This is a genomic window from Novipirellula caenicola (genome assembly GCF_039545035.1).
In the GTDB taxonomy this organism is placed as follows: Bacteria; Planctomycetota; Planctomycetia; order Pirellulales; family Pirellulaceae; genus Novipirellula; species Novipirellula caenicola.
On record NZ_BAABRO010000007.1, the window covers coordinates 148,523 to 166,320 of the forward strand.

Annotated in this window: 11 protein-coding genes; 1 reads left to right on the forward strand and 10 read right to left on the reverse strand. The window is 54.6% G+C overall.

Annotated elements, in window-relative coordinates; genetic code table 11:
* Positions 1-269 precede the first annotated feature (269 nt).
* The 10 genes from ABEA92_RS15620 to ABEA92_RS15665 all read right to left on the reverse strand — a co-directional run bounded on the left by ABEA92_RS15620 (position 270) and on the right by ABEA92_RS15665 (position 15,743).
* Complete coding sequence (locus tag ABEA92_RS15620) at positions 270-1,778, reverse strand: arylsulfatase (protein ID WP_345684781.1); 1,509 nt, start codon at positions 1,776-1,778, stop codon at positions 270-272.
* Positions 1,779-1,841: 63 nt separating this feature from the next.
* Positions 1,842-3,539 carry a sulfatase family protein gene (locus tag ABEA92_RS15625; protein WP_345684782.1) on the reverse strand — a complete coding sequence of 566 codons (1,698 nt, stop codon included), beginning with the start codon at positions 3,537-3,539 and terminating at the stop codon, positions 1,842-1,844.
* A gap of 505 nt (positions 3,540-4,044) precedes the next feature.
* The gene (locus ABEA92_RS15630; protein ID WP_345684783.1) at positions 4,045-6,936 is read right to left on the reverse strand and encodes a sulfatase-like hydrolase/transferase; all 2,892 of its coding nucleotides are present in this window, start codon (positions 6,934-6,936) and stop codon (positions 4,045-4,047) included.
* Between the two features lie 15 nt (positions 6,937-6,951).
* On the reverse strand, positions 6,952-7,119 hold the full coding sequence (locus tag ABEA92_RS15635; RefSeq protein WP_345684784.1) for a hypothetical protein: 168 nt from the start codon (positions 7,117-7,119) through the stop codon (positions 6,952-6,954).
* Between the two features lie 17 nt (positions 7,120-7,136).
* The gene (locus tag ABEA92_RS15640; protein WP_345684785.1) at positions 7,137-8,738 is read right to left on the reverse strand and encodes a sulfatase family protein; all 1,602 of its coding nucleotides are present in this window, start codon (positions 8,736-8,738) and stop codon (positions 7,137-7,139) included.
* 58 nt (positions 8,739-8,796) lie between these two features.
* Positions 8,797-9,534, reverse strand: coding sequence for a 3-keto-alpha-glucoside-1,2-lyase-like domain-containing protein (locus ABEA92_RS15645; RefSeq protein WP_345684786.1), 738 nt, complete (start codon positions 9,532-9,534; stop codon positions 8,797-8,799).
* 75 nt (positions 9,535-9,609) lie between these two features.
* A complete protein-coding gene (locus ABEA92_RS15650; RefSeq protein ID WP_345684787.1) occupies positions 9,610-12,030 on the reverse strand; it encodes a DUF1592 domain-containing protein in 2,421 nt (806 codons plus the stop codon).
* Between the two features lie 169 nt (positions 12,031-12,199).
* Positions 12,200-13,489: a DUF1552 domain-containing protein gene (locus ABEA92_RS15655; RefSeq protein ID WP_345684788.1), complete on the reverse strand. Its 1,290-nt coding sequence runs from the start codon at positions 13,487-13,489 to the stop codon at positions 12,200-12,202.
* A gap of 83 nt (positions 13,490-13,572) precedes the next feature.
* On the reverse strand, positions 13,573-15,207 hold the full coding sequence (locus ABEA92_RS15660) for a LamG-like jellyroll fold domain-containing protein (RefSeq protein WP_345684789.1): 1,635 nt from the start codon (positions 15,205-15,207) through the stop codon (positions 13,573-13,575).
* Positions 15,204-15,743, reverse strand: a complete 540-nt coding sequence (locus ABEA92_RS15665; protein ID WP_345684790.1) for a sigma-70 family RNA polymerase sigma factor — start codon at positions 15,741-15,743, stop codon at positions 15,204-15,206. Before ABEA92_RS15665 ends, ABEA92_RS15660 begins: the two co-directional genes overlap by 4 nt.
* Before the next feature lie 435 nt (positions 15,744-16,178).
* On the opposite strand from ABEA92_RS15665, the gene ABEA92_RS15670 reads away from it, so the two are divergent.
* Positions 16,179-17,702, forward strand: coding sequence for a sulfatase family protein (locus ABEA92_RS15670; protein ID WP_345684791.1), 1,524 nt, complete (start codon positions 16,179-16,181; stop codon positions 17,700-17,702).
* The last annotated feature ends 96 nt before the right edge of the window (positions 17,703-17,798 follow it).

A 17,798-nucleotide genomic window follows, 5' to 3' on the forward strand; every position in this document is an offset into this window, starting at 1 on the left:
CTACAGAACGTGCTCGACCTGCCTCCTGACTTCGGAGACTGCTGATTTTGAAGTAATCTAATAGGCCGGAGGCCGATACATGAATTGCCGTTGGCGTGAGCCAACGGTTTAGGGGCGACCTGTCGCCGTAAGGCCGGAGGCCGACACACTGGCCGAGAGTGTGTCGCCCGCTGGGCTATGTTTTCCCACCTCCGCTAGCCGGCGGCTCACGCTACCGGCAGAGAGTGTGTCGGCCTCCGGCCTTTCGTCCGCGATTCTGCTCGCGATCGCTACAGCGTCGGCGGTGTCCACTTGGGAATGCCTCGCTCTTTGAGTTGCCTTTCGTAGCGAACTCCTTGCGGATGTTCGGCCGAGTACGGAGCGTCTTCGTTGACCATCAATGGCACCGTTTCACTCCACCACTGGTCGTACGCTTTTCGCATCTCGGCAACAACTTCGGGATGCTCTGCCGCGACATCTTGCTTTTCGTGAGGGTCGGCAGAGATATCGTACAGTTCTTTGTTGTTGACAAACCGCCATCGTTGCGATCGAACGGCACAGCTCTTGAACTTGCTGTCGTTGGGATCGGCCCCTTTCTCCCAGCGACCGACGTGCACGAACAGATTCCGATCGGCCCAGTCGGCATCGGGATCTTTCAGCAGTGGCAGTAGACTGCGTCCGTCAATCGGTTGGATGTCCGACGGAATTTCGCTGCCGGTCAGCTCACAGAACGTTTTGTACAAATCGATGTGGGCGGTCAGTGCCGGAATATCAACGCCTTCGCCGAGTTTGCCCTTCCACCGCCAGAACGCAGGCACATGCGTTCCCCCTTCCCATGGTGATCCTTTGCCCGTTTTGAATCCGGCGGTATACATCGGAGTTCGCTTGCCATTGAGTTTGCCGCTGCGACCGGCTTGGCCGTTGTCGGTCATGAAGATGACCAGCGTATTGTCCCAAAGCTTCCATTCGTCGAGTTTCTGCATCAGCACGCCAAAGTTGTCGTCGATATTTTCGATCATGCCATACCGACCTTGCGTGCTTGCGTCCCAGCCCAAATCGGCGAATCGTTTCTTGTACTTCTCGGGTGCCAGCATCGGACCGTGCGGAGCATTGGTGCTGACGTAGGCGAAAAACGGAGTTTTTGCTTCATGTTGTTTCTTAACCCAACCGAGTGCGGCCTGAAAGAAAACGTCCGTGCAAAATCCTTCGGTCTGGACGATCGTGTCGTTGTGCAGAATCACGTTGTCAAAGTACTTGCCTTCGTTTTCACGATTGGGTGGGAAATCAGCGCAGCTACCTTCATAGGCTTGGCCAATTCCGCCGGCACCGTGAATAAAGACTTCGCTGAATCCGCGGTTATACGGCTGGTACTCGTCTTCATCGCCGAGATGCCACTTACCGAAGATTCCGGTTTCGTAACCCGATTTTCGCAGCAGTTGCGGAAACGTGGTTGTCGAAAGCGCCATCCGCTCGCGTTCTTTGATCGTATGCGTCACGCCGTTTCGGAACTCATGTCGACCGCTGAAGATCGACGATCGCGTCGGAGCACACGTCGGGCTGACGTGGAAGTCGGTGAAACGTGTCGACATTTGATAGAAGCGATCGATGTTCGGAGTCCGCAGCACCTTGTTGCCCATGCACGATAGATCGCCCATGCCTTGGTCGTCGGTCATGACCAGGATGATGTTCGGGCGAGATCCCGCCAAATCGTCAGCGCGGGCCGACTCTGCAGACACGGCTGACAACATCACAGCAAACGAACAGAGGGCTAACGAGGCTGATAGATACCGGTTCATCATAGGAGCCACTTTTTCAAGGATTGGGGGGAGGATGAGTTCTTAGCGGACTGTTTTGCCGTCGGCTTAGTTATCGCCGACCCAGGTGCGAATGTTGACCTTTCCTTCTTTCAGTTCTTGCTGGCGACGCTGCAAGTATTGATGAGAAATCTCGCGAGCTTTTGCCCGATCCGATTGGTCATAGTCCCAGAACTCTTGCACCACGGCTTCGCATTCGGGGAAATGAGTGCCGTCGTCTCCAACGCGTTTGCGTGTTTCGGCTAAGCGAGACTTTAGCTCGGCGACCAAATCGGCATGCTCGGGGTTGCTGTACAAGTTAACGGTCTCTTGCGGATCGTTGACCATATCATACAGTTCCCAACCCGGTGGCGTTTGATAGCCGCCATCGTAATTGCAGCCGTAATAGTAGATCAGCTTGTGCGTCTTGGTGCGGATGCCGAAATGGGCTGGATTGTCATGGTGTGCCATGTGCATCCAATAACGGTAGTAGGCTTCTTGCTTCCAATCGTCCGCTTCCTTGCCGGTTTCCAGCAGCGATTTGAACGAGCGCCCCTGGACCGAATCGGGAATGTTTGCCCCGGCAAAATCCAACATGGTCGGGCCGTAGTCGACGTTTTCGATGATCGTGTCGAATCGCCCTCCGGCAGGGACCGCCTTGGGGTAACGCACAAGAAACGGCATCCGTTGTGACGGATCGTACATCCATCGTTTGTCTTGGTAATCATGCTCGCCCAGCATGAAACCCTGGTCGCCGGTGTAGATGATCACCGTATTGTCGAGCTGCCCGCTGTCTTCGAGATGTTGGAACAGCCGGCCAAGGTTGTCGTCGATTCCTTTGACACAGCGCAGGTACTTTTTCAGATAAGCGTTGTAGGCAAATCGGGTGTTTTCTTCATCGCTGTAGTTTTTCGGGTCAAAGTTAGGCGGGAACTCATTGGGATACAATTTCGGCAAGTCGCCCAAATAGGACCGACGCGGATTGCGACCGCCGATGGACGTGCCGATATGAGGAATCAATTCATCGTCGGCACCACGCGTGGCCATCGAACCGAATCGTGGATCGCGTTTCCAAAGCGTCTCGGGTTCGGGGATGTTGACATCCGCCAGGTACGATTCGTAACGCGCTGCATTGTCAAAGTAATCATGCGGCGCCTTGTAATGGTGCATCAGAAAGAACGGCTTGTCTTTGTCTCGACCTTCTTTCAGCCAATCGAGTGTCAGATCGGTGATCGCGTCGGTCGAGTGCTTGCCGTCGAACTTGATTAGGTTCTTTCCCCACGGCTTGTCGCCACGGACCAGGAACTCGGGATTATGGTAGTGGCCCTGGCCGGGAAGCACACAATAGTAATCAAAGTCAGCGGGTTCATCGTGCAGATGCCACTTGCCGATCATCGCAGTTTGATAACCCGCTTTTTTCATCTCGATCGCCAGCATTTGTTTACCTGGCGGAATTCTGCCTCCCAAATCAAACGCACCGTTGGTGTGGTTGTATTGACCCGTCAGCACACAGGCTCGCGACGGCGAGCAGATCGAATTGGTGCAGAATGCGTTGGTGAATAGCGCCCCTTCGTTTGCCAAACGGTCGATGTTGGGAGTCGGCGCTACTTCCGCCAGCCGGCTGCCATAGGCCGAGATCGCGTGGGCCGCGTGGTCGTCGGACATGATGTACAGGATGTTCGGTCGGTCGGCGGCATCACAGGGCCGGGGGCTGGCCAGCCCAACGCTGACGAGTAAAAGGCAAAATAGTTTGGCGAGGTGGTTCATGTTGCGTTCTTTCGTCTGCTACGGATGTGGGGAGGGATAGGTGTAGTGGCCAGATTCCACTCGATGGAGACTGCTTTCTTGAAGCTCGCGTCGCTGGTTCTTGGCAGTGGAATTGGGCTCGCGAATGATTGTTTTGGATGGCGATGGAAATTTCCAGGGCATCATCCTAACTCGAAAGCCTCAGTGCGGCACCAAGGACCGGGGCGTTCAATGAAAAGGAAACGGGTTATTGGGCATCGTCGCGTCGGGGTGTTGTCGAGTTTTGTCGTCGATTCAATGGATTTGTTTGAAAATTTTTGACAACGATGTCCATCACCTTCGCACGATACTAAGCGATGTTCCCGGGGCAATGCTTAACGCCGTGAACGATTTTCTGGTAGCTACCTTCGCCAGAAGGTAGTGATTCGCATTTGCGCGGCAACCAACCACGCTCTGGCGAGCGTAGCTACGAAACGCAAATGCCGTAATTTGCAGCCTGAAAATCGTTCACGGCGTTGGGGGAATGCTACGGATGCAACGTCACCTGCAAAGGAATTTGGATATTGAAGGACTGGCGGACATGGTTCTCGTCATAGATGTCCGCGGCACACAACAGTGCCACCGGTTTTCCATTCTCCATGTACACCTGCGGTCGTTCGAGGTGATCGAACTGCTGGACTTCGCCATCTTCCCACTGGACCGTTCGCTGAGAAATCTCGTGGTATTTGCCTGGGTGCCAATCCAATCCGTCGACCGAATCGTAATGGACGAGCGAAAAGACTCGTTTGCGTCCTTCGTGTTTGATTCGCTTGACGATCGCTCGGTACTTCCCGTCTTGGAACCAGATATAAGGATCCTCAGCGGGAAAGTGCTCGCCTTCGAACACAAAGATCGGTTTGTCATGTTTGACAAATGGACCGGTGGGGCTGTCCGACGTGGCGACGCAGTGAACGACGGGGCCGCCGTTGGGCAGCGGGCGTTCCTGGCCAACCCCTTTGTAAACCATCAAAAAACCGCCATCAGGTCGCTGGCAAACCGAAGGGTTCGAGGTCACTAGCGAATCCATTGCCGATGCTTCAGGGCTGACATCGATCAACGGTTTGTCGCTGCGTGTCCACGGACCGTTTGGCGTGTCGGCGACCGCGACTCCGATGCGTTGGTTGTTTCGGTGTTGCCAATTCAGCAGATGTTTCCCTGGAACGCCAACGATCTCGCCATCGCCGGTGTTGCCCATGTGGTACAGATAATACTTGTCACCAAATTTATGCACGGTTGGATTGTGAGTACACCAGCCATCCCAATGTTGCTTGCCGCGACGTGGCAACGCGACATCCTTGAATTCGAACGGGCCGAAGGGACTGGAGGAAACCGCATGAGCGATTTCCGAATCGGTCACCCAAGCCCATCCCAGGTTGCGTGGCCATCGCGAATACAGCATGTGGTACAGTCCGTCCTCGCCCTTGACCAGCGATCCACCCCAAATGCTCATCGTGACACTGCGAAACGCGGACTTTCGCGAAACCTTGCCGAACTTGATTTCCATGTCCGGCGCCGATGGTTTGGGTTGCGATGTCAACTCGTTCACGCGAGGCACAATGGTTTTGGGAATGTCCAATTTTCCGTCGTGCGCTCCGGCGGCAAAGTTGCTGATCACAAACTCGTTTTCTTTGGACCAATCCGCTTCGACTCGACCATCGCCTAAGATGATGCGGCCAAGTTTGCTGCGGAACCACTCCGATAGCGGCAGATACGAATCGTCATTTGCGACATTGTTTCGCTCTTTTGGATCGAGGCGAAGATCGAACAGAGCCATTTCGACTTGCTCGCGCGGAGCCGTCAGCGCCCACTTAATATCTTGCCCAGGCGGTTGTCCCCATTTCTCGCCCGGCTTGCCATTCTTTTCACGGACTCGCATCGAAAATGCAAAGTCGTCCGCTCGCAAGTAGGCTCGCGGGCCAATCACATGATTCATCTCGCCAATCACATAATCGCGACGGACCGCACCGATGAGCGTCTCACCGAGGGGATGTCCATCGAAATGAGCGTAGTGATCGTCGGACAAATCCGCACCCGCCGCTTGCAAAAACGTCGGCGCGAAGTCGACGAATTCAATCGGTTCGTTACAAACCGTGCCCGCCGGATATTGTTGACCGGCCGACGACACGGCGATCACGGCACAGTGGTTGGACGTGTCGTACGGTGCAAACTTTGATTCGCCACCCTGTTCTCCCAAGTGCCAGCCATGATCACCGATCACATACAGAATCAAATAATCGCGATTCTGCTTCACGCTGAACTCTTTGAATTGTTCGACCGCTTTGCCGATCAAGGAATCACCCATCGCACAAAACGCATAGTAGTCGCGAATCGCCTGCTGCTTGTCTTCGGCGGACAGGTCGGCGAAGTTGGTTTTTTCGAACCACAACACCAATTGCGGCGGCAGTTTTTCGAGCTCGTCTTTGCTGAATTCAGGGACCTTGTAGGTCTTGCCGGCAAACCGATCACGGAACTCCTTGGACGGCAGCACGGGGGTATGAGGGAAGTGGAATCCAAGGTTCACAAACAGCGGTTGGTCCGTCGGCGGCCCTTCGATTTTGCGATCCCAAGGTGTCTTGTAGGACGCACCTGGATGTCGAATAAAATCCACGAAGGACGCCAAAATCTCGCCGTCTTGCGTCTTTTCCGTCGGTTGCGGACTGACGCCACCGATCACCAGATCGTTGTGGTCGCCAAACGAGAACAATAAATCGAGCTCACGTCGCACCCGAGTTTTCTGTTTGATCGCGGTTTCGCTTAGTGGCCCTTCGGCCGGCGTGAAAATCCGCATCGGTCCGTCTGGCATCGACCAAAAATCTTCCATCCCGGTTGATTTGCCTTTGCCCCAAGTCTTCTGATGAAACCAATCCGTGCGATCGTTTTTGTAGAGTTCCTTTTGATCAACGCTGACTTCGTAAATCGGCGTCTTCTGCAGTTTGCGTGCATCCCACTTGAAACTCGCAATCCCGCTTTTGCCAAAATGGGCCGTTCGATAACCATTCTTAACCATCAATTGGGGAAAGAACGGCTGGGCGAAATCAGTCGATTGGTGTCCCGATTCAAAACCGTATTGTCCGCTGTGGTGTGGGTACATTCCAAAATGCATCGACGTACGACTCGGTGCGCAGCCGGGCGAGTTGCAATACACTCGGGTAAACAACACCCCTTGTCGGGCCAGTGCATCCGCATTGGGCGACGAGACATACCCGAGTTCGCTGTCGTCCCGTCCTGCGGTCACGCGGTTATACGCCGCAATAGAATCGGCGCGATGGTCGTCGGTCAGGATCCAGAGGATATTGGGTTGTTTCGCCGCCGATTCCTCGGCCGTCACCGCCGGCAATCCGCACGCCATACAGGCACATAGCAGTAGTAGCAATCGCATGGATCACGATCCCTTTTAGGTCAAGCACATTGATAATGATGTCTCTACAGCGACTTTACTGATATCGCGTTGCGTTGGTTTGTCGCCAAATAAGAACGGTACCAAACTTTCGCCGTTGATCTCGTAGTTGGATGGCAGATCAACGCCGGTCAGTTCGGCGATCGTGGGTGAAAAGTCGGACATGTTTACCAGCACCTCGGCTACTTCTTTTTGTTCTTCTTGGCGGCTTTGTCTTTTTTCTTCTGCGTGAAAGGAATCACGGGGCGTGCGACCTTCTCGGACGGGCCGCGGAATACATACGGAGCCCACAAATCGCGTGCCTTTTGCCACTCTTCCAACGTGCGGGTGGGATACCAGCCCGGCGATCCGTATTTGCTGAAGTCGTAATTCTCAGCGTTCTTCTCGACCCATTCGCCCACCGTCGGCGTGGGGCATGTATCCGGGAAAACGCCGACGGCACGAAATTCCTCCGACACGCCTTGGTCTTTGATCACGTGGGTTCGCCAATGCTCCAGCTCGGCGAGCAATTCGGCTTTCACATCGGCGTACTGCGGATCATCCGCGACGTTGTGCGCTTCGTGTGGATCTTTTTTCAGGTCAAACAGTTCGATCTCAGGCTTGCTCGCCGCCATAAACGCCGCTTGTTCCGGCGTCAGCTTTCCTTCCAAATTCAGGACGTTCATTTCCGCGAGCGCAGGATATGCACCTTCTTTGTAATGACTGAATTGGCAATACGCTCGTTCGGGCATCTGATTCAGAATCAACTTGTGATCCTTCGATCGAATCGATCGCATCGCGTCATGTGCGTCGTCCATCTTGTCGCGTGCTGCGAAAACGTACTTGCGGTCCTGGACCTCCTTACTGAATAGACTTTTGCCATGCAGTGGAACCGGGGCCTCGATGCCAGCCGCTTCGAGGATTGTCGCGCAGATGTCGATCGACATCACCAGATCCTCGTTGACTTGCCCTGGTTTGACTTTTCCCGGCCAACGCATGATCATCGGAATGCGAGTTCCTTCGTCATAAAGAAACTGCTTGCCACGGATGTGGCAGCGGCCGTGGTCGCCAATGAAAAAGACAATGGTGTTTTCCGCCAACCCTTCGTCAGCGAGCCGTTTCAACAGTTCCCCCACTTCACGGTCGACAATCTGCATTTGTTCCAAACCGGTGGCCCAATCGCGGCGGATGAATGGGGTGTCCGGGTAATACGGCGGCAGCTCAACATCCTTGGGGTCAATCGGACGCAGCGGATCGCGATTCCAAGCTCGGTGCGTTCCCCCAAACGTGATGCGAGCAAAGAAAGGTTGATTCGGTTCACGCTCGTTCCAGTCCTCGCCCATGAACAATTCATTCTTCTTGTCCGGCAAGAAATTGCAGTCGGTTTTCCAGCTCATTAGCGCAGTGAAGTAGCCTGCATCGGCCAGCAGATGAGGGATTGGGCGAATCCCATACGGCAACGGTTTCTTGTCATTGGTGCGGTGTTGGTGAGCACCGATGTAATTTTGGTGGAACCCCGTCATCATCGCAGAACGCGAAGTCGAGCAAACCGGCGACGTCGTGAAAGCCCATTGGTAGCGAATCCCTTCGGAAGCCAATTGGTCCACGTGCGGTGTTTGGATTCCCTTGGTGCCGTAACACGACAAGTCGGGGCTCCAGTCTTCGATCGTGATCCACAGGATGTTGGGACGGTCCGGCGTCGCCGTCGCTTCGTCTGCCGCCGAGGTGACGGTTCCCAGCGAAAGCAGAAAGACAGCACTCAGTAGCAGCAAATCGATGGAACGTTGGGGGGCGGTGTTTTTCATCGTGCAGGGGATTTTCAAAAGTGGACTTGGAAGAGGAACCGCTGTGGGGAGTTTCGGACTATTGGCTAACGCTGAAGACTTTCAAATTGTCAAAATCAATGGTTGATCCGTTGACGGTCATGCCGATCTTTGTTTTGGTCGGGTGATCGATCCCGGGCGAACGAAGCTCGACAATCTTCTTGCCATCGAGCGAAGCCTCTAGAGAATCGCCCTTGATGCGAACGCCCAATCGGTACCACTGGCCAGGTTTCAGATTAACAGCAGCGGCGTTGGTCTTTTCGGCGAGCAGTGTGTCCAGCGACTTCTGTTGCTCGGGGGGCAGGTTTTTGGATTGGCGTTGTTTTCGGACCTCCAAATTCATGTTGCCCGTTTTGTCGTCCGTGACCGAGATCTTTTTGGGGGAAATCGAAACGCGACAGATATGTCCGGCGTGAACCGATTTTTCATTTTGATCGTCGAGCACAAAGTTGAATCGCGTGCCGCCGCTGAAACGAAAATCGAATTGCAGGTCGATGTCGTCAAACTTGATGTTTTTGCGAATCACCGCTCCGTGATCTGACTTGGTTTGCTTGCCGACCAACACGCCATCGACGATGTTCCATGCATCCTCGGTTCCTCGTGCCGAGGTGTAACCTTCACCGACGCTCTGACGATTGTCGAAGTCGTCCTCAAACACCGTCGCTCGGTCCTCGGCGGCGTGAAGACTCGATACCGTGGCGGTCAAAATCAGGACGCTCCATGCGGCTGCAACGGTGCAAGACGGAACAACACCGGGTCGTGCGAAGGATTTGATCATGTCAATTTCTTTTTCAGCAGGCGTGAAGGGAATTGGGAGTGATTGGATGAGTGGGACGTGAGTACACTCGGCGTGTCACTCGATCTGCAATAACATCGGATGGGTGCAAATTTGCACGATCAAATCGGCAAACCGGCCACCGGATTGCTTGTTCTGTTTGACGATTTCTTCGATGGCAACCCGTTCCGCGATCGTGGTCGGGTGACCGACCGCATGCGATAGTAGTTTCGCGGTGATCACCTGGGTGAATCGATCCGATTGTTGCATCAAAATCGAACGCATTTCGACCACTCCGTCAAATGTTTCGCCGCTCGGTGTCTTGCCTGCGGCGTCGACTGGTTTGCCTTTGCCGTTGATCCCGTATTGCTCTCGCCAAGCTCCGACGGCGTCAAAGTTTTCGAGTCCGAATCCCCATGGGTCGATCCGGCGATGGCATTCGTTGCAAGTCGCGACATCACGGTGCTTGGCCAACATCTCGCGGATCGTGGTGGAACCGCGTACATCGGGTTCGATCGGTTCCACGTCTGGCGGCGGCGGTGATGGGGGCGAATCTAACAGGTTTTCGAGAATCCAAACGCCTCGCACGACGGGTGAGGTGCGAGTTCCGTTGGACGTGATCGTCAACATGCTGGCGTGACCCAACAAACCGCCGCGTGGATGACCGGCCGGCAAATTAACACGGCGAAATTCGTTGCCTTCGACGCCGTTGATTTCGTAATGCTCGGCAAGTCGCTCGTTGAGCATCGCGTAACCGGGATTCAAAAAGTCGGTGACGGGACGGTTGGAATGCAGTATCTCCGAGAACAAGGCTTCGGATTCGCTACGTATCGCACGCTCAAGTGCGGGATCGTAGGCAGGATACAATTTCGGATCAGGCAACATCGCTCCGACGCGGCGAAGTCCCAGCCATTGTCCCGCAAAATCGATCACAAACCGATCGGACTTCGGGTCTGCGATCATGCGTCGCACCTGAGATTCCAACACGTTCGTGTCGAGGATTGCACCAGACGCCGCCAACGACATCAGTTCCTGATCGGGCATCGAATTCCAAAGGAAATACGACAACCGACTCGCGATGGCGAAAGTATCTTTGTTGTCTGCGAAAGGTCGTTCGTACAGAAATCTTGGCGAGCAGAGCATCGACTCGATAACTTGTCGCAAACCGGCCTGAGGTGACATCCCTTCGTCTTGAGTCGCCTCGAAAATTTGCTGATACAGAGCGGTGACTTCGGGCGGAACCGGACGCCGGAACGTCCGAGTCAGCAGCGTTTGCAGTGCGGATTGGGACAGATGATTTTTGTCGTCCAGCAACTCACGGGTGATCGCATTGGGCCAAGATTCCAAAAGAGGCCCGTCAATGTGTAATTGCTTTACTCGCAGCAGTTCTCCAACAAGCATCCGCTTTGAATCGATCACTCCCCAAGGACTGCGAGCGCCGCGCGGGCAATCGCTAGCGTGGACGAAAAACGTTTCGCCTTTTTCAAGTTCAATCTCGCATTGGACGGTCGCCATCGTCGGTCCGACTTCGACCAATGCGACTCGACGTCCGCCCACCGACGCACCACCCGCGTATTGCAACGGGAACGGAGCGGCGACAATCGATACGTGCCGGCGGTAGTTTGGTGGAAAAGGTTTGCCTGGAACGCGAACAAGCTTCTTGCCATTTTTGTCGTGTTTTTTTCCTTCCCAGTCGGTAATTTTTTTTTCCAACTCGGCCGTATGGATGGTGTGCGACATGTCGAGCTCGATGCGATAGACGCCTGCTCGCGGAGCCTCGAACTTGGATGGCCAAACAACATGCCCTCGGTTCTTGCTGCACCATAGCACCACGGTGTCGCCATCGCTTTCGACGCTCTTTCCCCGTTCCAATTCCGCGGCCTCCTGCGTGATGGAAACTCGCGGGTCCGGACCATTTGCGATAACGTCCTTTGCGATCCGGCGTGCGTTCTGCTGCAACACTCGCATGAACTCGCCGGACTGAGTCAACGTGGCCGCCATATTGTCAAATCCGGCAACCTCCGAATCTTGGGGTAATCCTGCGGACAATCGCAATCGAGTTCCCAGCAGGTCGTTGACCGTATTGTCCATCGCCGTGTGGCTTAAGCGACGAAGTTCGATTTGCCCCGTCTGGCTCGCCGACTGGGCTGATCGCCGAATCTCGGTTTCGACGGCTTTAACAAATGATTTCAGTTCTTTGGCGGAAGGCCGCGGCTGCTCTTCGGGCGGCATTTCACCAAGTTTGACGAGATCCAATGCGTCTTGCCACGCGATCGCGTTGGCTGGATCACTCAGGTCACGCGAGAGTTGATCGATGCGAAAATCGCCTTTCGCTTTTCGAGCGTCATGGCATCGGATGCAGTGCTGCTGAGTGAATTGGTCCACCGCCGACGTGAAGTCGTCGCCTTGCACACTTTGGCAAAGCAGCAACGCCAGACAGAACGCCAGACTGTAAGGCATCAGGGAGCGGCGACAGGATAGTGATAGGTTTGGTTTCATTGCTTCGTTGGTTTCGGTTGATCGGTGGGGTGAATCGTTCCGATCAAAAATATTCAGGTTTACGTGTTTCAGTTTTTATCGCGTTCGGTCTGGAGTGGGCCGTAAGGCACCGGGTAATGCGTACGCCCAGGACGCACACGTCCGTTCGGATCACAAAATCAACAGCCAGCTACCCCGTTATATATTCGTTCACTGTCCCGTTACTGCCCGCAAACGAGTCGGTTTCGATCCCCATTTGCTGCAGCATGGTCACAAAGACGTTGCTCAGCGGCGTGCCTTCCTGAAGCCGGATATGTCCTTGGTGTCGGAACCCACCACCGGCCAGCAGCACCGGCAGATCACGATTGGAATGCGAGCTAGCGTTGCCCAATCCGCTGCCGAACAAAACTTGCGTACAATCCAATAGCGTTCCCTCAGTGGTCTGAGTCGATTGCAGACGGTGAAGGAATTTGGCGAGCGACTGAGTATGCAAGCGTTCAACTTGGACCAAGCTCTCGATGACGTCTGGATCTTTTCCGTGATGCGATTGGCCGTGGTAATCGGTGACTCGCGTGTTGCCAATTTCGATTGGCATTCCTTTGCCTGGCAAGGCGACGGAAATGACCCGCGTTGAATCGGTTTGCAGCGCCAACGCAGTCAGTTCCAGGATCAAGTCCAAGTTTTCGTGGTAGTTGGTGGCTCGATCGGTACTCGCGGGCACACCTGGTTTGGGCGTTTTTAGCCATTCCAGTTGACGACGGATCCCCGTTTCGATGTCTCGCACCGACGTCATGTATTGATCCAAGCACGCTTGGTCGGTTTTCGACAATTCACGGTGAAGCATCTTGGCATCAGCATTGACCAAATCCAAGACGCTACGCCCCATCTTGATCGATCGAGCCGTTCGTTCTGGATTGGCATCGTTCACAAACAGCTGCTCGTAAATGTCCAGCGGGTCGGACATCGTCGGCATCGGGATGCCTTTGTCATCCCACGACAACGAATCCGAGACACCCACATCGGCGGCACCCAATTGCAGCGATTGAAATCGCGTGTTGGCGCCGAGCGTTTTGGCAGCCAATTGATCGAGTGTGATTTGATTGCGAATCACAATCGACTGGCCAACGCGTTCGGGTTTGTAGACACCCGACAAAAACGCCGGAGCTCCTTTGTGACCGCCGGTAACCCCTGGGTGGTCGGCGTTGGAGATCAAGGTGAACGTGTCACGCAAATCTGACAACGGCTCGATCAATTTCGGGGCGACATAATTATGTCCGGTCTGTTGCGGATTCCATTCGCCCGGATACATGCTCAGCGAAACACCGATACATACAAGCCGAGGAGCTGCCGTTGCAGGTGGCAACGATGGTGGTCCAGCGGCATACGTTTTGCCAGGCGATAGCGACTCGAGAAACGGCAACGCTACGGTGGCGCCTGCAGCGGCCAGACAACGGCGTCGACTGATTGATTGCTTGATCATGGAAAGTTCCTATTGCTGGTAGCGAAAGTCGCCAAGACTTTCGATTATTCTTCTAGCGGCGCGGCGTGATGTTGGTGCTAACCCTAACGTCCGGCCTGGTAAATTTCTTTGATCGTTTCCGCGTTCAGTGCCGAGCGGAGCAACATGAATTCATCGATGCGGCCGTCCAGATTGCGGATCGGTTCGTTACCGGTTTGTCGCGGACGTAACCAGTTGCCTATTTCCGCGGTGCCGATGTGTAGCGGTTCGGCGACCGGCAACCCATTGGATCCCGCCTTGTTGCCGTTGACATAATGGTCGACGGTTTTTCTCTCTGCGTTGTAAACGGTCGCCAGATGCATCCAGCGTCCGAGCGGGGCGAGTTCGTTCAGCGGTGTCGACGGGCTTCGCATCCGCCGCGATTCCTCGACGGTGTCTTGCCCAATCCCAAGCTTCAACGTGCCCTCTTTGGCGATTTGCCAATGAGGCTGCCATGCATCAAAGGAATCGGTCAGCAGGAGTGCTTGATTGACTCCGCGTAATTCGTCCAGCCGAACCCAGCATGCCATCGTCAAATTTGGCCAACGACCTGGGATCCGCACCCGCAATCGGTCGGCGGGATTGTAGAACCCAAGTGCCTTTTTCTGAGGCCAACGTCCTGTCAACATTTCGCAACCGACCACGGTTGCATTGATAGGGTTGGCGTCCGCAAGATCAATCACGGTATTGCGACCGTTGCCCTTTTCGCCGAACTCTTCGAAATTGTAGTAGACCAATAAATCAGGACGTTTGGCAAATTCAGTGCTCCAGGACTTCCATCGCTCGAAACGATTTGCAACCGATTGATCCATCGCCTGGGCCGACGGGAACCGATCGAGAGCGAATTCGGTTCGGCGAGTTTCAAACGATGGATCGACTTCGACGCTTTCGCCTTCACTGACGGGACGTCGGTTCGTGTCGTCGCGTGACGCTTTGCCACTGGGATAAAGATCGACCAGCCCATCAAACACATGGACTTGAGATCGTCCATCGTCGCCTGCTGAAATGGCAAACTCGGTACCTCGGTCCACGAGTCGCACGGCATCGGTGGTGACGGTGAATCCTTCGGCTTGTTCGGCAACACGGGCTCGCAGTTTTCCATGTCGCAGATGGGCGTGCTCAAGTGAATTCAAATCCAAGTCGACGGGACCTTCGAGATACAGTGTCACACCGTTGTAAACTCGGATCTCTGCCAACCCCGATTCAAGCTGCAATCGGCCCGGTGACAGCAATAGCGGTGGCTCGACGTTACCGTGCCAAACATCCTCGGACGTTTGAGCAAGGATCGCGATCGTGGTGTCCGGTTGTGTGGGTGTCGCCACGCTGGCAAATGGTGATAACGATCGGCCGGTCACGAACAGGAATGCCATAAACAGAACGGACACAGCCAGAATCGCCGTGACGACCCACCACGCTTTAGATTCAGTGTGCTTGCGGTATTTCGTCTGATGCACCTCAGGTGAAACATGATCGAGAGTCGAATTTTGCGGGCAAACCAGATCGACAAGGTCGACGACCGACGACCGATCAATCTCGTTGCTAAGTAGCGAATCAAGTCGAAAGTGATCAACCCAAGCGTTCATTCGTTCGGGGTTACCACGCATCAATTCTTGCAAACGTTGACCTTGGCCTGGATCGATCTGGCCATCGATTGCTAATTGAAGCAGGTTGGCAAATTCGCGGTCGGTATCGTTGCTCATCGCGAAGTCTCCGGCATGTTCAACTCGATACACTGCAGCAACAGCCCGCGGATTCGGTACAACGTTTGTCGAATCGATCCTTCGGGGCGTCCCAATTCGTCCGCGATGCTGCCGATCGAGCGCTCGCTTGAATACCGCATCTCGATCAATGCCCGTTGCGGCCCTGGCAATTGTTTCATGCAGTGCCGAAGTGCGGATTGTTGATCCTCGAACCCCCTGGACCGCTCGGTGGCAAGATCCGCCAACTCGGTCATGAACGACTCGTCAAACACCAAGCGGTCGCGAGAATACTTGCGAACCTGGTTCATCACCTTGAATCTGGCTACCTGACTCGCCCACGCCCAGAAATCGGTTCCGATTTCGAATTGGTCTGCCTTCTGCCAAAGCACGACGTTCACCTCTTGCAGCAAATCGTCAACGTCTTTGTCATGAGCAAGCAAACACCGCACGAATCCCCGCAACCGAGATTGGTGCTGGGCAATCAATGCAACCACCTCTGTCGATGCATCCGTCGTGTTGCGGTCGTTTGACGTCACGAAGCGAAAATCCTTAGTAAAGGTGCACAAATGGCACGGTTTCGGGGGGGCGGTTCAAATGGCTAATGTCCGTGCGAAACCGCGTGTCAACAAATTATTTGCGTTTTTGGCTAACGCTGCGGCGGTCGCGATACCCGCACGGATCAGGCCAACAACGTGAAGACGAGCCGAATTCAGTAACGCTGTGAAGCCTTTTCTCGTAGCGACCTTCGCCAGAAGGTGGTGATTCGTATTGGACGTCAATCCTCCACGCTCTGGCGAGCGTAGCTACGGAACGCAATGCCGTGCTTTGCCTTCTCTAAATGCTTCACCGCATTACAAATTTAGGTGTGGCTGGACTCGATCTCTTCGATGATAATCGTTCGTGGACGCGGCAAGCGTCCGTGAATTCGCTTGAACGCTCACCCCCCTTTCAAAACCTCAGAAAATCAAGCCATGGATCTCCTTCGACGGTTCTCGAAATCATCTCGCATTTGGGCCACTTTGTTGTCGTTTGCGTGCGTCTCTACCGCGCTGGCCAATGAACGCCCCAATATCATTTTCCTGATGTCCGATGATCAGAGCTTTTACTCGCTTGGCTGCTACGGCAACGAGGATGTGAAAACGCCCAATCTTGACCAATTGGCCGCCGAGGGGATGGTGTTCGACAATCACTACGATACGACCGCGATCTGTATGGCCAGTCGTGCGAGTGTAATGACAGGGATGCTGGAATACAAAACGGGCTGCAATTTTGATCACGGCCCGATGACGCGGGACAAGTGGCAGCAGAGCTACCCCATGCTGCTTCGCGCCAACGGTTATCGCACCGCGTTCGCAGGTAAATTCGGATTCGAAGTCGTCGATACGCCGGAGTCCAAGAAGTTGCAACTTCCCAGCGACGACTTCGACGTGTGGGGCGGCGGCCCCGGGCAAACGAGCTACAACACCCGGCAAAACAAATCGATGGCGAAGTATGCCGACGAGTATCCGCACTCGACGTTGTCCTACGGCGCCTTCGGTCGCGACTTTGTTCGTGATTCGGCTGCGAAGGAGCAACCGTTTTGCTTGTCGATCAGCTTCAAAGCACCGCACATGCCGGCGACACCGGATCCTCGATTTGATGATGTCTATGCCGGAAAGACATTCAAAAAACCGGCGAACTTCGGTCGCGAACACGGCACGCACTTTTCCAAACAGAGTCAACAAGGACGTCAATACGAGCGGTTTCATTCGTGGCACTACTCGGACGATTACGACAATGTGATGGCAAAGTACCATCAACAAATCTACGCCATCGACGTTGCGGTCGGGATGATTCGGGATGCGTTAGAAGAGCATGGTGCCAGTGACAATACCGTGATTTTCTACACTTCGGATAACGGTTTTTTGTGTGGCTCGCATGGTTATGGTTCCAAGGTGCTGCCGTACGAAGAAGCATCACGCGTGCCATTGATCGTTTACGATCCTCGCCATCCCAACCGTGGGAAACAGTTGCGAACCGATTCGTTGACGGGCAATATCGATTTTGCGCCGACCATTCTTGCAATGGCCGGCATCACGCCGCCCCGCAACATGGATGGACGCAGTCTGATCCCGATCCTTGATGATCCGGCCACCGACATCCACACCTCTCTGCCGCTGATCAACGTGTGGGGGACGCCCGCAACTCAATCGCTTGCGATCGTGACCAAAGACATGAAGTACATTTACTGGGGTTACGCCGGAGACGGATTCTCGCCGACCGAGGAACTTTATCACACGCGAAAGGATCCGCTGGAATTGGTCAACTTGGCCAAGAACCCCGAGTACAGCGAAGCGATGAAATCAATGCGGGCCGGTTATGACCAAGCGGTGGAAAAGTGGAAGCAGGATGCGGTACCCTACAATCGCTATCAAGAGTACGGCGTGATCTTCGACCGCCACGCCCCCTGGGCCGAAAAGGCAAAACGTTTGCAAAGAGGCAGGTCGCGGGAGTAAGCGGCTGGCTAGCAAGCGGCATGTTTTCGGGCCAAAGGCCCAGCGATTTACCTAGCCCAGGCCAGCGGCCTGGGAATCCGTGTCCAAGAAAGTTAG

What these genes read in the sequence shown, in the direction of transcription:
- ABEA92_RS15620 (WP_345684781.1), bottom strand. Translation starts at nt 1,778, where the DNA reads ATGATGAACCGGTATCTATCAGCCTCGTTAGCCCTCTGTTCGTTTGCT.
- ABEA92_RS15625 (WP_345684782.1), bottom strand. Translation starts at nt 3,539, where the DNA reads ATGAACCACCTCGCCAAACTATTTTGCCTTTTACTCGTCAGCGTTGGG.
- ABEA92_RS15630 (WP_345684783.1), bottom strand. Translation starts at nt 6,936, where the DNA reads ATGCGATTGCTACTACTGCTATGTGCCTGTATGGCGTGCGGATTGCCG.
- ABEA92_RS15635 (WP_345684784.1), bottom strand. Translation starts at nt 7,119, where the DNA reads ATGTCCGACTTTTCACCCACGATCGCCGAACTGACCGGCGTTGATCTG.
- ABEA92_RS15640 (WP_345684785.1), bottom strand. Translation starts at nt 8,738, where the DNA reads ATGAAAAACACCGCCCCCCAACGTTCCATCGATTTGCTGCTACTGAGT.
- ABEA92_RS15645 (WP_345684786.1), bottom strand. Translation starts at nt 9,534, where the DNA reads ATGATCAAATCCTTCGCACGACCCGGTGTTGTTCCGTCTTGCACCGTT.
- ABEA92_RS15650 (WP_345684787.1), bottom strand. Translation starts at nt 12,030, where the DNA reads ATGAAACCAAACCTATCACTATCCTGTCGCCGCTCCCTGATGCCTTAC.
- ABEA92_RS15655 (WP_345684788.1), bottom strand. Translation starts at nt 13,489, where the DNA reads ATGATCAAGCAATCAATCAGTCGACGCCGTTGTCTGGCCGCTGCAGGC.
- ABEA92_RS15660 (WP_345684789.1), bottom strand. Translation starts at nt 15,207, where the DNA reads ATGAGCAACGATACCGACCGCGAATTTGCCAACCTGCTTCAATTAGCA.
- ABEA92_RS15670 (WP_345684791.1), top strand. Translation starts at nt 16,179, where the DNA reads ATGGATCTCCTTCGACGGTTCTCGAAATCATCTCGCATTTGGGCCACT.